We start from the raw sequence: 14,987 nt of genomic DNA, 5'->3' as shown, positions 1-14,987 counted from the left end.
CAGCATGTCTGCCGCCCCTACTCTGCAAAGTTTCATCGCCGGCCGTTGGCTCGGCCAGCACGGCGCCCAGGCCCTGCGCAGCGCCCTTGACGGCCACGTGCTGGCCTACAGCCATGAAGAGCGCCCGGACTTCGCCGAAGCTGTGGATTACGCGCGAGCGCGGGGGCTGGCCTCGCTGATGGGCATGGACTTCCAGCAGCGCGCCCAACGCCTCAAAGCCCTGGCGCTGTATTTGGCCGAACGCAAGGAGCAGCTCTACGCCCTGTCCCACCACAGCGGTGCAACCCGTGCCGACAGCTGGATCGACATCGAAGGCGGCAACGCCACGCTGTTTTCCTATGCCGGCATCGGCAGCCGCGAGCTTCCATCAGGCAACCTGGTGCACGAAGGCCCAGCCATCCCGTTGGGCAAGCAAGGCCACTTTGCCGGCAGCCATATTCTGGTGCCGCGTGCAGGCGTTGCGGTACACATCAACGCGTTCAACTTTCCCATCTGGGGCATGCTGGAAAAATTCGCCCCGACCTTCCTGGCCGGCATGCCATGTATCGTCAAGCCAGCGACCTCGACCAGTTACTTGACCGAAGCCGTAGTGCGCCTGATGAATGCCTCCGGCCTGCTGCCCGAAGGCAGTCTGCAACTGGTGATCGGCAGTACCGGCGACCTGCTCGACCGCCTGCAAGGCCAGGACGTGGTGACCTTCACCGGTTCCGCCGACACGGCCGCCAAATTGCGTGTCACGCCGAACCTTGTACGCAATTCGGTACCGTTCACGGCTGAAGCCGACTCGCTGAACTGCGCCATTCTTGGCCCGGACGTAACCCCGGACAGCGAAGAGTTCGACCTTTACATCAAGGAGGTGGTGCGTGAAATGACCACCAAGGCCGGGCAGAAATGCACCGCCATCCGCCGCGCCATCGTGCCGGCCAAGCATATCGATGCGGTCGCCACGCGCCTGCGCGAGCGGTTGAGCAAAGTCGTGGTCGGTGACCCGTCGGTGGAAGGCGTGCGCATGGGCGCCCTGGCCTCCCACGATCAGCAGCACGACGTGGCCGAGCGCGTGCGCAGCTTGCTGCAAAGCTGTGACCAATTGTTCGGCGCCAGCGACGGCTTTGCCCCGCGTGGCGAGGGCGTGGCCGAGGGCGCCTTCTTCGCCCCGACTCTGCTGCAAGCCCGCGACCCGCATGCCGAAGGTGGCGCCCACGATATCGAAGCGTTCGGCCCGGTCAGCACGCTAATGGCCTATGACGACCTCGACGAAGCCTTGGCGCTGGCGGCGCGTGGCAAAGGCAGCCTGGTGGCGACCCTGGTTACCGCCGACCGCAGCGTGGCTGCCAAGGCAATCCCGGCGGCGGCTGCCTGGCATGGCCGCCTGCTGGTGCTCGACAGCGAGGCCGCCAAGGAATCCACCGGCCACGGCTCGCCACTGCCGCAACTCAAGCACGGCGGTCCGGGCCGGGCCGGTGGTGGTGAAGAGCTGGGTGGCCTGCGGGCGGTCAAGCACTACCTGCAGCGCGCCGCCATACAAGGTTCGCCGAGCATGCTCACGGCGGTCACCGGCGAATACGTGCGTGGTGGCGAAGTGATCGAAACCGAAGTGCACCCGTTCCGCCGCTACTTCGAGCAACTGCGCATCGGCGAGTCGCTGCTCACCCATCGGCGCACTGTGACGGAAGCTGACCTGGTCAATTTCGGCTGCCTGTCGGGCGACCATTTCTACATGCACTTCGACGAAATCGCCGCGAAGGAATCGCAGTTCGGTAAACGCATCGCCCACGGCTACTTCGTGCTGTCGGCGGCGGCCGGGTTATTCGTGTCGCCCGGTGCCGGGCCGGTGCTGGCCAACTATGGGCTGGATACCTTGCGCTTCATCAACCCGGTGGGCATTGGCGATACCATCCAGGCGCGCCTGACCTGCAAGCGCAAGATTGACCAAGGCAAGACCAGCCCGCTGGGGCAGCCGCAGGGTGTGGTGGCGTGGGATGTCGAGGTGACCAACCAGCTGGGTGAGCTGGTGGCCAGCTATGACATCCTGACATTGGTGCTGAAAAAGCCACAATGACTCGTTGAAGCATTGGCCTCTTCGCGAGTCAGCCGCGCAGAGGCCAATTACCCTGTCGCCGCCGGGTCTCCCGCCGATTGGTTTGGCTTGCTTCCCGAAACCCGCCAGCTCACGGCGGTAATCCCATAGCGTTCGGCCATGGGCCGGCTGACCTTTTTGATCTTTTCGCGACCAAACTTGGGAATGATGCCGATGCCCGCATCGCAACTTGCCCAATGCCAGGCTTCGGCATTGTCCAGCCGCTCCAGACGAATGATGAAACTGCGCGGCTGGCCATGCAGTTGGTAATCGATGATGTACAGCTGTGGGCCTGGCATCGCTGGGGCCTCCTCTTCTCCATGGATGACACCCTGATTGATCAGGCCATGGCCAGAAAATTCAAAATTTCGGCGAACAATTGGCATCATCTGCGAGCGCTGTCACTCATTGGCTACCGCTCCCGCCGTGGCTGTTCTGCCCACCCTTGCGGCCTGCTTCCGAAGCCCGTTGGCGATCGTTGGCGAAGTTACCGCCAGAGGCCTTGCCGCCCTTTTGGCCAGCGCGCGAAGCCCGTTCCCGGTCATTGGCGAAGTTGCCTGGGTTGGTTTCCTTGGTGCCGCCGCGCTGGCGGGTTCGCTCTTGGTCTTGCGCCATGTCGTTTCTCCTTGCGATGGGTTCGCTGGTCGCATGAATCTTTGCCATGCCTAGCTTCCGAGCCTCTGAATGATGAGTCTGCTCAATGGTTTTGCCGGCAGCTGACCAATGGCACGAAACTCAGGCATGCACACTCCACTGAACGGCCTCCACCCCGATCGGCATTTCGTCAATGGCATCAATCAGCCCGTTCTCCATCGCCTCGCGTGGCCCTAGAATCCGCGGATAGGCCATCAGGTAGCGTGGCACATCCAGCACCTCGGCTGCCCCCTCGGTCCGCTCGGTGACGATCTGCGCATAGAGCCGCAGATCGTAATCCAGGCTCATCGCATACTCGGCCATCCGTGAATGGTCCACCGAACCATGCAAAGTCCAGTGAAACGGATGGAACAGGAACTTGCTGAAACTGCACGCCGTACGCCGTTCTCCGGCCAGGAACAGGATATTGCCCATGGATTCCACGGTGCCCAGGTTGTGGGTATGCACCTCCACTGGCAACGCCCGCAAAAAATTGTACAAAGTGAACCCATAGCTGCATTCGCCGCCCATGGTGGCGATGTTCAGTTGCAACACCTCGGCCCCCTGCTGCAACGCCCGCGAACAGGTACTGATCAGGTTGCCACAGGTCGAGGAATTGATCGGCCCGGTAAAGTGGATGATATGTCTGGCCATGCTTGCCTCCGGGGTTGGCAGCTCATTCCTTGGTGTTCTGCGCATCGTTGCCCTGCCCGGCCATTTGTCGGTACTGCTTGCGCAGGGCGTGCAGCTCGGCGGGGTCCATATCCTCCAGGTCCAGCAGCGCCTTGTGTGCCCGGCGCGTGGTGCGCAGCAGTTCGTCGATCTTGATGTGCAGTTCGTCGTTGTCGCGGTTCTGGGTGTTCTGGATCAGGAACACCATCAGGAAGGTGATGATGGTGGTCGAGGTGTTGATCACCAGTTGCCAGGTGTCATTGAAGTGAAACAGCGGCCCGGTCACTGCCCAGGTCAAGATCAGCAGGCAGGCGATGCCAAAGCTCAGCGGACGTCCGGCCCAATTGGCCAGCCAGTGGGCGAAGCGGTCGAATTTCATGCTGGCACCCTTCCACGAAGCGGATAACCGGTGGAAACGTCAGCCGCTCTAAAGTTCAACCCGACATCAGCACTTCCCATTGGTCACGTGCGCTGAACCCAGCGGGGGCTCCACCAGTCGCACATTCAGAGCAACTGAATGGAAGGCGCCTTGTGGACAAGACCCTGCCCGCCCCAAACCGTAGCATCGACACAGTCACCACGGTGCGCCGGCTCAATGTGCTGACGCTTAACGTGCACAAGGGCTTCACCTTCTTCAACCGGCGCTTCATCCTGCCCGAGTTGCGCGAGGCGGTGCGCGCCACCGGCGCTGACCTGGTGTTCTTGCAGGAAGTGCACGGCAGCCACCAGCAACATGCCCAGCGCCATGCGGCCTGGCCAGAAACGCCGCAATACGAGTTTCTCGCCGACAGCATGTGGCCGCAGTTCGCCTATGGGCGCAATGCCGTGTACCCGCATGGCGACCACGGCAACGCGTTGCTGTCGAAATTCCCCATCAGCCACTTCAACAACCTGGATGTTTCAGTGCAGGGCAACGAACAGCGCGGCTTGCTGCATTGCCAGCTGGAAGTGCCGGGGCATGACCAGGTGCATGCGGTGTGCGTACACCTGGGCCTGCGTGAGGCCCACCGGCAGCGCCAGGTCACGCTGATGCTGGACCTGTTGGCCAGCCTGCCGCCCCAAGCGCCGGTGATCGTCGCCGGCGATTTCAACGATTGGCGGCTTAAGGCCGACGCCGTGCTCTGCGAGCACCTGATAGAGGCCTTCGGCAAGCCGGCGCGCAGTTTCCCCGCGCGCCTGCCGTTGTTACGCCTGGACCGCATCTACTTGCGCAACGCCGTGCCCGGTGCTGCCCAGGTGCTGTCGAAATACCCGTGGTCGCACCTCTCCGACCACGTCCCACTGGCTGCGGAGATCAACCTGTGAACCGACCTTGGGTAGACGGCAACAGCGTGCAGTTGCTGATCAATGGCGAGCAGTACTACCCCCGCGTGTTCGAGGCCATGGCCCAGGCGCGAGAAGAAATCCTGCTGGAAACGTTCATCATCTTCGACGACAAGGTTGGCCAGCAACTGCAGCAGGTGCTGATCGATGCGGCCCGGCGCGGCGTGCGTGTGGAAGTGGCGGTAGACGGCTACGGCACCGCCGACCTGCCAGGCGCGTTCATTTCGGCGATGACCGATGTGGGCGTGAGCTTCCACGCGTTCGACCCGCAGCCGCGGCTAGTGGGCATGCGTACCAACCTGTTCCGGCGCCTGCACCGCAAGATCGTGGTGGTCGATGGTGAGCGGGCCTTCATCGGAGGCATCAACTACAGCGCCGACCACCTGGGCGACTTTGGTGCCATGGCCAAGCAGGACTATGCCGTGGAAGTCACCGGCCCGGTGGTTGCACAGGTACATGCCGCCAGCAAGCGCCTGATGTCGCCAGTGCTGCAGCCACCCAGTGCGGTTCGCCCGGTTACCGAGCCTGCCGGGGCCAGCAGCGCCGTGCTGGTCGAGCGCGACAACGGGCTGCGCAGTACCGATATCGAAGCCCACTACCTTCAGGCTTTTCGGGGGGCCAAGCAGCGCATCGTGGTCGCCAATGCGTATTTCTTCCCAGGCTACCGGCTGATGCGTGAGCTGCGCAATGCAGCCCGGCGTGGCGTGGAAGTGCGTTTGATTTTGCAGGGCCAACCCGACATGCGCTGGGTCCGCGCACTCTCACGCCTGCTGTACAACTACCTGCTGCGCGACGGCGTGGTGATTAACGAATACTGCCAGCGGCCGCTGCATGGCAAGGTGGCGCTGGTGGACGACCAGTGGGCCACCGTCGGTTCCAGCAACCTCGACCCACTGAGCCTGTCATTCAACCTGGAGGCGAATCTGTTCATCCGTGACCGAGCCTTCAACCAGCAACTGAATCAGCACCTGCAGGCCCTGGCCAACGAACACTGCAAGCCAGTCACCCTGGAGCGCATGATTCGCGGTTACTGGTGGCGGGCACCGCTGATTTTCGTATGTTTCCACGTGATTCGCCATTTTCCGCGCATTGCCGGCTGGTTCCCGGCGCACCGCCAGCGGTTGCGCTCGGTGCAGCCGGAAGCCGAGCCGCAAGGCGACTTGCACGAGGGCAGCACCTGATGGCGCGCAAAGGCTGGCAAAGCTGGGGCAAACGCTTGTTCACCCTGGCGTTCCTGGTCCTCATCCCTATGTTGCTGTACCTGCTGGCGCGCAACCTGGACTGGAACGAAGTGCGCCAGTCCTTGCTGGCCTACAAACCTGGTGCCCTCGTCATAGGCTTGGCGATTGCGCTGTGCAGCTACCTCACGTTCGCCAGCTACGACCTGCTGGCACGGGCTTACACCGGCCACCACTTGCCTGCCCGGCAGGTAGTGCCCATCGCGTTCGTGTGCTACGCCTTCAACCTCAATTTCACCACCTGGGTGGGCGGCGTCGCCTTGCGTTACCGGCTATACGGGCGCCTTGGCCTGGACACGGCGACGATCACACGCATTCTAACCCTGGGCCTGCTGACCAACTGGATGGGCTACATGCTACTGGCCGGCACAGTATTTGCCCTGGACCTGGTCGAGCTGCCCAGTAACTGGGCGGTGGGCGCTACAAGCTTGCGCCTGATCGGCCTGCTGCTGTTGGCGATCGCCGGCGGTTATCTGCTGGCCTGTGGTTTTGCCAAAAAGCGCACCTGGTGCTGGCGCGATCACGAAGTGACGCTACCGTCGCTGCGCCTGGCGTTGAGCCAGGTGGCGCTGGGCGCCAGCAACTGGGCACTGATGGCGCTGCTGATCTTCTGGCTTTTGCCGGGCAACGCGTTTTACCCCTCGATACTCGGCATTCTGCTGATCAGCTGCGTGGCTGGCGTGGTCGCGCATATACCGGCCGGGCTGGGCGTACTGGAGGCAGTGTTTCTGGCTCTGCTACACGGGCAGATGGCCCAGGGCACGCTGGTGGCTGCCCTGCTGGGCTATCGCACGCTGTACTACTTGATCCCGCTGCTGCTGGCGGTGATCTGCTACCTGATCCTGGAAAAGCGCGCCAAAGCCATGCGCCAGGACGACACACCCGCCCAAACCTGACACTGGCTTCAGGGCAACGTCCAGCCGCTCAGCGGCTCGGCTCGCTCAAGGCTTGCTGTCCTCGTCAATGACCGCATCATCGCTCCACGGTATGCCGTCCAGCGGCGCGGACCGCGCCAGCTCGGCCTCGTCCAAGCCTATGCCGCCCCCGATCTCATCGGCGTTCACCTGCCGCAAGGTCTGATCCGCCGGGCCCTCACTGTCGCCAGACTCATACGGGTCGCGGGCACCTGTTTCGTCCAGCAGAGTGTCCGGGCTCAAATCGTCATAGGTGACGTTGTCTTCATGCAGGCTATCACTCAGCGCCTCGCCGCCGGTCATGCCGCTTTCGGCCACACGCCGTGGTGAAAACTCCCGAGCGACGTCGTCGGCCGGTCGTTCGTCGCCCACACGTCCTTGTCGCTCATCCAGGCGCTCATCGAAGTCCAACTCGTGGACGCTGCCCATGCGGTCTTCGGTGTCATCGATTTCTGTAGGGGTATACGGCTTGGGTTTATCTGTTCTGGCCATGAGGGTTCTCCGTCGGTTGGCTTCATTCGGTCGACTGCGTCTGCCTGTTGAAGATTCAGAGTTTTTTGAACTACCCCTCACTGCAGCGCCTCCCACCTTAGAGACTGCGAACCACCCGGAGGCCTCCATGGCCAAGCCCCTGCAGGAATATGCGCGCAAGCGTGACTTCAGCGCCACGCCCGAGCCAGACGGCAGGCGCAGCCGTGGTAAACAGGCCCACGCCCTGCTGTTCTGCATCCAGAAGCATGACGCCAGCCACCTGCACTATGACTTCCGCCTGGAGCTTGATGGCACCCTGAAGAGCTGGGCGATCCCCAAGGGGCCGTCGCTGGACCCCAAGGTGCGCCGACTGGCCGTGCATGTGGAGGACCATCCGCTGGACTACGCCGACTTCGAGGGGCATATCCCCGAAGGCCACTATGGTGCAGGCGATGTGATCGTTTGGGACCGTGGCATATGGGAGCCCGAGGGCGATGCCCGTGAGGCTTATGCCAAAGGCAAGCTGCGCTTTCGCCTGCAGGGTGAAAAGCTCAGTGGTGTGTGGAACCTGTTTCGCACCCACCTGGCCGGCAAAAAGGAGCAATGGATGCTGGTGAAGTCCCACGATGGCCAGGCGCGCAGCGAAGCTGACTACAGCATTGTCGAGGCCCAGCCTGACAGCGTGCTCAGCGACCGCACCTTGTTGCCACGCAAGGCCGCTGCAAAAAAGGCCACTACACCGCGCACCAACCGTCAACGCACCGGAAAAGGCCAGCATGCGCCGTTGCCAGCGCAGCTACAGCCGCAGCTTGCAACGTTGGTGGATTCCCCGCCTAGCGGCGACTGGCGCTATGAAGTCAAATCTAAATAGGTACCAGCCCAGCTGTTGCGTTTGAGAAGCCTTATTTTTCTATCTGAGCTGTTTACGGTGTTGCGATTGAAAAAATGCACCCGTTGCGTTTCGCGTCGAGATCTATCACCCAGCCTCACAGCTGTAAATTTCAAAATGCTGAGTTCAGGTGAGGCGAAGGTCGATGTTGTAAGCACTCTGCGGAGGGCATCATGGAAAAGAAGCTCGAAAAATACAACAAAATGCGTGATTTCAAGGAGAGTCCAGAGCCTGCTGGCCTCACAAAATCTAGCAGGCGCAAGGGCAAAGCGCATGCATTGCAGTTTTGCATTCAGAAGCATGATGCCTCGCGCTTGCATTACGACTTTCGCTTAGAGTTGGACGGTACGCTCAAGAGTTGGGCGGTACCAAAGGGGCCGTCACTGGATCCCAAGGTCAAGCGCCTGGCGGTGCATGTCGAAGACCATCCGCTGGATTACGCTACCTTCGAAGGCAGCATACCCGAAGGCCACTATGGTGCTGGCGACGTCATCGTCTGGGACCGCGGCATGTGGATTCCTCTGGGCGACCCGGTCGAGGCCTACGCAAAGGGCCGCCTCAAGTTTGAACTGCAGGGCGAGAAGCTGAGCGGTCTATGGAACCTGGTTCGCACGCACATGCCGGGCAAGCAGGAGCAATGGTTTCTTATCAAGCATCAAGACAGTTCCGCTCGGCCTGAAGATATTTACGACGTGGTTGTCGCCGAACCCGACAGCGTGATCAGCGAACGGGCAATCGTTGCCAAATCACCCAACACATCAATTACAGCCAAGGCCAAGCCCACCAAGAAAGCTGCAGAGCCTGTACGGCAAACAAAGCTCTCGCCACTCACCGGTGCGCGCAAGGCGAAACTGCCGGGCTACATCAAGCCGCAGCTGGCGACTCTGGTGGAAAAGCCTCCTAGCGGTCGATGGATCTATGAGTGCAAATTCGATGGTTTTAGGATGCTTGCCAGGATAGAAGATCAAAAGGTTCGTAACCGTCCGGCCAACTCACCTTCCTGACCCCGACGCCAAAGGCGATGGTGTCCACCTAATTTAAGTGGACACCATTTCTAGCCTTTTAAGCGGGTCTTTCCATGCAGTCACAACGCCGTTCCTATTCAAAATCCTTCAAGGCCCAAGTTGTCCAAGAGTGCGCCCAGCCCGGCGCATCGATTGCCAGCGTCGCGCAGAAGCACAGCCTTAACGCGAACCTCGTACATAAATGGATTAGGGTACTCACGAACAAAACTATGGCGCTGCAACCTGCTTTCATTCCAGTGCCCTTGCCGCTAGCCGGAGGACATTCGCAGGCAGCTTCATCAAGTATCTGCATTGAAATCCAGCACCCGCGTGGCACCGTCAAAGTGAACTGGCCGACCGAAAGCGCTGTCGCCTGTGCCACCTTTCTGCGAGACCTGTTGGAATGATTCGGATCGATGCCATCTGGCTTGCCACCGAGCCTATGGACATGCGCGCCGGTACCGAGACCGCGCTGGCCAGGGTGATCGCGGTGTTCGGTGTGGCGAAGCCGCACTGCGCATACCTCTTCGCTAATCGCCGTGCCAACCGAATGAAAGTCTTGGTGCATGACGGTGTGGGCATTTGGCTGGCAGCGCGACGATTGAACCAAGGCAAGTTTCATTGGCCCGGCATCCGTCACGGATCGGAAGTCGAACTCGATAACGAGCAACTTCAAGCCTTGGTACTGGGTTTGCCGTGGCAGCGGGTCGGCGCAGGCAGCGCGATCACAGTGCTTTAGCCCCTGCCATTAGCCCATCGGTTTATCGCTGTTGACGACCTGCTCTGACACAATCAGCGGCATGACTTCCTCGCCCAATCTCGACCAGATGACACCGGAACAGCTGCGCGGCTTGGCCGAACAGGCTATGCAGTTGCTGTCCCAGGTCGACTCCATGAGCCAGAAAATCCAACGCCTCGAAACGGTCAACGAGCAACTGGCTCATGAAATCGCCATCCTCAAGCGACACAAGTTCGCCAAGCGCAGCGAGCAACTGAGCCCCGACCAAGGCAGTCTGCTTGATGATCTGCTCGATACCGATATCGCAGCTATCGAAGCCGAGCTGAAGGCAGCCAATCCGCCGGCCGCACCGGCCGAGCCACGTCATAAGCCCAAGCGTGCACCACTGCCGCCGCAGTTTCCGCGAACCGTGATCCGTCACGAACCAGAGAATACTCAGTGCGTGTGCGGCTGCCAGCTTCAGCGAATCGGCGAAGACGTCAGCGAGAAGCTCGATTACACTCCGGGCGTGTTCACAGTTGAGCGGCATGTGCGTGGAAAATGGACGTGCCGTCAGTGTGAAACACTGATCCAGGCGCCTGTACCGGCCCAAGTGATCGACAAGGGCATCCCGACCGCAGGCCTTTTGGCCCACGTGATGGTGGCGAAGTTCGCCGACCATTTACCGCTGTACCGGCAGGAGAAGATTTTTGGTCGGGCCGGACTGCCCATCGCCCGTTCGACACTGGCGCAATGGATCGGACAGACCGGTGTGCAGCTCCAGCCTCTGGTCGATGCGCTGCGTGAGCATGTGTTGGCCCAGGGCGTGATCCACGCCGATGAGACCCCGGTTCAGATGCTCGCACCAGGCGAAAAGAAAACCCACCGCGCTTACGTGTGGGCCTATAGCACCACGCCTTTCTCGGCCCTAAAGGCCGTGGTCTACGACTTCAGCCCCAGCCGTGCCGGCGAACATGCGCGTAACTTCCTGGGCACGTGGAACGGTAAGCTGGTCTGCGATGACTTCGCCGGCTACAAGGCCAGCTTCGAGCTGGGCATCACCGAAATCGGCTGCATGGCCCATGCACGCCGCAAATTCTTCGACCTGCATGCAGCCAATAAAAGCCAGTTGGCGGAGCAGGCGCTTCACTCGATTGGCGGGTTGTATGAAGTCGAGCGACACGCCAAGGAAATGAGCGACGAAGCCCGCTGGCGATTACGTCAGGAAACAGCGGTGCCCATCGCTGAAAAACTGCATGAGTGGATGTTGGCCCAACGCGAACTTGTGCCCGAGGGTTCGGCCACGGCCAAGGCCCTGGATTACAGCCTTAAACGCTGGGTAGCGCTGACGCGCTACCTGGAAGATGGTGCTGTGCCCATCGACAATAACCAGATCGAGAATTTGATCCGGCCGTGGGCGCTTGGGCGCTCGAACTGGTTATTTGCCGGGTCGCTGCGCAGTGGAAAAAGGGCGGCGGCAATCATGAGCCTGATCCAGTCGGCGCGTATGAATGGGCACGATCCGTATGCCTATCTCAAGGATGTACTGATGCGGCTTCCGACACAGCGGGCGAGCGAAATCACGCAATTACTCCCGCAGCATTGGATGCTTGCCTGAGGCAGGCTAAGTGGACTTCGCCAAATAGTCAGCTCAAAGGCTGATTGGCATCAACAATTCGGAAGCGACTTTTCTCAGCATGTAGGTTTCGCGCAGAATTGACTGCCCCATCGAAGACTCGTGACGCTGCATGACGGCTTCATTGTGTGCGATGGCTTCATGCAGGTTGATCCAGACAGGCCGCATACCATTAGCGATTTCGTGGCTTTCCATTCTCACCGGCTCTAGCTGGGGCGCTACTTCGCATTGATAAAAATGCGAGGTCATGTGCATCAGATCGTACTGTGGCTTTTGGTAGGGCCGGTACTCCTCGATGTAACCGTAGTGCTGGAGCACCTGTATTTCACGAGCACCAGTCTCTTCCTCAAGCTCACGCTTCAGGCCTGCGACAATGTCCTCGTCACCATCAAGGCCGCCTCCAGGAAAGCTGAAATCGTTATAGCGCTCGGTGAACAGCAACAGGATCTGTTCACCCCGCATCACGATGCCGCGAGCTGCATGTCGACGGAATACTCTGCCCTGCTTGGATTTCAGCTCGGGGTGAACAATTTCAGTTATGAGTTGCATGTGGTCTCGTAGCGGCAAGATCAGTTAGTCATCGTCCAGGGTGGCCACGGTATTTCCTCAGTTCTGGAAATACTGTGGCCAGTGGAACTGGCTCAGCGAAGCAGCAATAAGGGTACAGTGGATGTACGCAGCATCGTCGTGGTCGTGCTGCCTATCAGAAACTGCCTGATGCGTGAGTGCCCGTACGCCCCCATGACCAAGAGGTCAATGCCGTGCTCTGCCTGATACGCATGCAGTGTGGACTCTACTTCGCCTGGGCGGATCTCGGAATGCACCAGCGAGCCGGAAGACGCAAGCGTGGTTCGTGCCTTCTCCAGCGCGTTCTGGTTGTCTTCAGAATCCGTTCCAACCATGACGATATGAATTGGCAGGCCTTCGCACAGCGGGCTTGAAGCAAGCATCTGTAAGGTCTTGTGGCCTGTTGCGCTGCCGTCAAATGCCACCATGACCGTTTCAGGTTTCCTGAAATGGCTGGTTGTAATCAGGGTGGGGCGGTGGATAGTTCGGACTATCGCTTCAATCTGGCTGCCAAGACTTTGGGCACTGCGCGTGCTGTCCTCACCGACTCTTCCAATCACCAGTAACCGAATATCGTCTTGGAGATCGCTCAGGCTCTCGACGAGATGGCCATGGCGCTGCTTCATATCAGGTGACATGGCGCCAGAGTGAACTGTTCGCTCGCGAGCTTTTTCAAGCATGTGCTGCCCATGCTCCAACGCCAGTTTTGCCCGCTGCGCATCCAGCATGGCCAACTCTTCCAGCAGATGTTCTCTGCTACCGAGACCGATATTGCCGCTGAGGTCAGCGGATGCAGGATATTTCTCCTTATCCAGCACATGAAGCAAGGTCAGGGGAGCGCTGAGTCGTTGCGAGGCCCATGCTGCGTAATCGCAGACCGCCAATGAGGATTGTGAGTTATCAATGCATGCCATTACGCGGGTCATTGTCGTTCTCCTTAGTGGCTCATGAGCTTGTCGATGGCACCGGGTTTGTCATGCACGCCGAAGCGGTCAACGATTGTCGCGCTGGCTTCATTGAGACCGAGCACTTCAACCTCAGCGCCTTCGCGTCGGAACTTGATCACGACCTTATCCAGCGCTGCGACGGCGGTGATATCCCAGAAATGCGCCTGTGTGAGATCGATGGTGACCTTGTTGAGCGCCTCCTTGAAGTCAAAAACCTCAGTGAACTTGTCCGCAGAGCTAAAGAACACCTGGCCCACGACGCGGTAAGTCCGATGCGATTTCGTCTCTTCAAGAGTGCTCTTGATATCCAGGTAGTGCCCGACCTTGTTTGCGAAGAACAGGGAGGCCAGCAGCACACCTACCAGTACGCCGTAAGCCAGATTGTGAGTGGCCACGACGACCACGACGGTCGCCACCATGACGAGGTTGGTCGACAGCGGATGCTCTTTCAGATTACGCAAGGAATCCCAGCTAAAGGTGCCGATGGACACCATGATCATCACAGCCACGAGTGCCGCCATAGGGATTTTGGAGAGCCACTCGCCAAGAAATACCACCATCAGCAGCAGGAAAACGCCGGCACACAATGTCGAGAGACGGGTGCGGCCACCAGATTTCACGTTGATGATCGACTGGCCGATCATGGCGCAACCTGCCATGCCGCCAAGCATGCCGGCAGCGATGTTGGCCACACCCTGGCCTTTGCACTCGCGGTTTTTGTTGCTGGTGGTGTCGGTAAGGTCGTCGACGATGGTCGCGGTCATCATTGATTCGAGTAGACCCACTACTGCCAACGCAGCCGAGTACGGGAAAATGATGCGCAGGGTTTCAAAATTCAGCGGAACTTCAGGCCAGAGGAAGATCGGGAGCGTATCAGGCAGTTGGCCCATGTCACCGACGGTGCGGATATCCAAACCGAGGTAAATGGCGATGGCAGTCAGCGTCAGAATGCACACCAATGGAGAGGGAATCACCTTGCCGATTTTCGGTACATACGGGAACAGGTAGATGATTCCCAGGCCCGCAGCGGTCATGGCATAGACATGCCAGGTGACATTGGTCAGCTCAGGCAATTGCGCCATAAAAATCAGAATCGCTAATGCGTTTACGAAGCCGGTGACTACCGAGCGTGAAACAAAGCGCATCAACGAGCCGAGCTTCAGGTAGCCGGCAAGGATTTGAAGTACGCCACATAGTAGCGTCGCGGCCAGCAGGTACTGGAGTCCATGCTCTTTTACCAGCGTAACCATCAGCAGTGCCATGGCGCCTGTCGCCGCCGAGATCATTCCGGGGCGCCCGCCGACAAAGGCGATGACAGCACAGATACAGAAGGAGGCGTAGAGACCGACTTTGGGATCTACCCCGGCGATGATGGAAAAGGCGATGGCTTCCGGGATCAGCGCGAGTGCGACCACCAGCCCCGCGAGCACGTCGGCACGGACGTTGGAAAACCACGTTTGTCTAAGTTTTTGCAGCATATAAATATCCAAGGCAAAGCATCGCGCACGCCAAGGGAGTGGCGAGCGAATCGATACAAATTCAAATTTTGAGGATTTTTTGCTGTGTGCTTAAGGTGTAAAACCAGGCGTACAGCAGTGAGCACCCGCGAGCGAGGCTAGCGGAAGCAGGTTGTTGCGAGGGGGCGTAGCGCTAAGGCGGCGTAGGCTGCCAGTAGATCGTTTGGAGTACAGTCATGCTGATGTTCCTGTAGCTCAAGGGGTATGCGGAGCCGAAGTATACAATGAAGCCATCGTCGATTGCGACCCGCTGGCAGGCTCTGCATGACCTACGTCAGATACAGGCTTATTCAATGGGTATACCTGCGGGCAAGGCTTTGTTTTCCACCCGTTCTTGTCCGAGCTGGTCTGTGTGCTGAGGGGTGAGTTGGCCAGACGGTT

The 14,987-nt window shown here is 59.7% G+C and carries 15 protein-coding genes and 2 pseudogenes; 9 read left to right on the top strand and 8 right to left on the bottom strand.

The window, feature by feature from the left end; genetic code table 11:
* Positions 1-4: 4 nt before the first annotated feature.
* Positions 5-2,059, top strand: a complete 2,055-nt coding sequence (gene paaZ / locus APH35_RS18935) for a phenylacetic acid degradation bifunctional protein PaaZ (protein WP_060515264.1) — start codon at positions 5-7, stop codon at positions 2,057-2,059.
* 47 nt (positions 2,060-2,106) lie between these two features.
* On the opposite strand, the gene APH35_RS18930 is transcribed toward paaZ, so the two are convergent.
* From APH35_RS18930 to APH35_RS18915, 4 genes are all read right to left on the bottom strand, one after another.
* Complete coding sequence (locus tag APH35_RS18930; protein WP_012272266.1) at positions 2,107-2,376, bottom strand: DUF6555 family protein; 270 nt, start codon at positions 2,374-2,376, stop codon at positions 2,107-2,109.
* A 106-nt stretch (positions 2,377-2,482) separates the two neighbouring features.
* Positions 2,483-2,692, bottom strand: a complete 210-nt coding sequence (locus APH35_RS18925; protein WP_060515263.1) for a general stress protein — start codon at positions 2,690-2,692, stop codon at positions 2,483-2,485.
* A 120-nt stretch (positions 2,693-2,812) separates the two neighbouring features.
* Positions 2,813-3,364, bottom strand: coding sequence for an ATP-dependent Clp protease proteolytic subunit (locus APH35_RS18920; RefSeq protein WP_012272268.1), 552 nt, complete (start codon positions 3,362-3,364; stop codon positions 2,813-2,815).
* 22 nt (positions 3,365-3,386) lie between these two features.
* Positions 3,387-3,761, bottom strand: a complete 375-nt coding sequence (locus APH35_RS18915) for a low affinity iron permease family protein (protein WP_012272269.1) — start codon at positions 3,759-3,761, stop codon at positions 3,387-3,389.
* A gap of 152 nt (positions 3,762-3,913) precedes the next feature.
* Here APH35_RS18915 and APH35_RS18910 point away from each other — a divergent pair, with 152 nt between their 5' ends.
* From APH35_RS18910 to APH35_RS18900, 3 genes are read left to right on the top strand one after another with little or no spacing between them, the layout of a single operon-like run.
* On the top strand, positions 3,914-4,687 hold the full coding sequence (locus APH35_RS18910) for an endonuclease/exonuclease/phosphatase family protein (protein WP_012272270.1): 774 nt from the start codon (positions 3,914-3,916) through the stop codon (positions 4,685-4,687).
* Positions 4,684-5,886 carry a cardiolipin synthase ClsB gene (gene clsB / locus APH35_RS18905; RefSeq protein ID WP_060492373.1) on the top strand — a complete coding sequence of 401 codons (1,203 nt, stop codon included), beginning with the start codon at positions 4,684-4,686 and terminating at the stop codon, positions 5,884-5,886. The genes APH35_RS18910 and clsB overlap by 4 nt, the downstream gene beginning before the upstream one ends.
* Positions 5,886-6,839 (top strand): lysylphosphatidylglycerol synthase domain-containing protein, encoded by a 954-nt coding sequence (locus tag APH35_RS18900; protein ID WP_060515262.1) that lies wholly within the window; start codon positions 5,886-5,888, stop codon positions 6,837-6,839. Before clsB ends, APH35_RS18900 begins: the two co-directional genes overlap by 1 nt.
* Positions 6,840-6,884: 45 nt before the next feature.
* Here APH35_RS18900 and APH35_RS18895 read toward each other — a convergent pair whose 3' ends face one another.
* Positions 6,885-7,349 carry a hypothetical protein gene (locus APH35_RS18895; RefSeq protein ID WP_060492371.1) on the bottom strand — a complete coding sequence of 155 codons (465 nt, stop codon included), beginning with the start codon at positions 7,347-7,349 and terminating at the stop codon, positions 6,885-6,887.
* Between the two features lie 127 nt (positions 7,350-7,476).
* On the opposite strand from APH35_RS18895, the pseudogene APH35_RS18890 reads away from it, so the two are divergent.
* The 5 genes and pseudogenes from APH35_RS18890 to tnpC all read left to right on the top strand — a co-directional run.
* Positions 7,477-8,190: pseudogene (locus APH35_RS18890) on the top strand (DNA polymerase ligase N-terminal domain-containing protein); the annotation flags it as partial.
* 200 nt (positions 8,191-8,390) lie between these two features.
* Positions 8,391-9,194: pseudogene (locus tag APH35_RS18885) on the top strand (DNA polymerase ligase N-terminal domain-containing protein); the annotation flags it as partial.
* Between the two features lie 101 nt (positions 9,195-9,295).
* Positions 9,296-9,628 carry an IS66-like element accessory protein TnpA gene (gene tnpA / locus APH35_RS28455; protein WP_009684096.1) on the top strand — a complete coding sequence of 111 codons (333 nt, stop codon included), beginning with the start codon at positions 9,296-9,298 and terminating at the stop codon, positions 9,626-9,628.
* Positions 9,625-9,960: an IS66 family insertion sequence element accessory protein TnpB gene (gene tnpB, locus APH35_RS29445; RefSeq protein WP_009684097.1), complete on the top strand. Its 336-nt coding sequence runs from the start codon at positions 9,625-9,627 to the stop codon at positions 9,958-9,960. The genes tnpA and tnpB overlap by 4 nt, the downstream gene beginning before the upstream one ends.
* Before the next feature lie 61 nt (positions 9,961-10,021).
* Complete coding sequence (gene tnpC / locus APH35_RS18875; protein WP_009684098.1) at positions 10,022-11,557, top strand: IS66 family transposase; 1,536 nt, start codon at positions 10,022-10,024, stop codon at positions 11,555-11,557.
* 33 nt (positions 11,558-11,590) lie between these two features.
* Here tnpC and APH35_RS18870 read toward each other — a convergent pair whose 3' ends face one another.
* The 3 genes from APH35_RS18870 to APH35_RS18860 form a co-directional block, all read right to left on the bottom strand.
* Entirely contained in the window at positions 11,591-12,124 is a 534-nt protein-coding gene (locus APH35_RS18870; protein ID WP_009684099.1) for an NUDIX hydrolase, read from the bottom strand.
* 92 nt (positions 12,125-12,216) lie between these two features.
* Positions 12,217-13,068 (bottom strand): universal stress protein, encoded by an 852-nt coding sequence (locus APH35_RS18865; RefSeq protein WP_012316922.1) that lies wholly within the window; start codon positions 13,066-13,068, stop codon positions 12,217-12,219.
* 11 nt (positions 13,069-13,079) lie between these two features.
* Positions 13,080-14,567, bottom strand: a complete 1,488-nt coding sequence (locus tag APH35_RS18860) for a SulP family inorganic anion transporter (RefSeq protein WP_009684101.1) — start codon at positions 14,565-14,567, stop codon at positions 13,080-13,082.
* Between the last annotated feature and the right edge of the window lie 420 nt (positions 14,568-14,987).

Origin of the sequence: Pseudomonas sp. NBRC 111132, from assembly GCF_001320565.1 — a bacterium.
Lineage (GTDB): Bacteria > Pseudomonadota > Gammaproteobacteria > Pseudomonadales > Pseudomonadaceae > Aquipseudomonas > Aquipseudomonas putida_P.
This window is presented reverse-complemented; position numbering and strand designations above follow the sequence as displayed.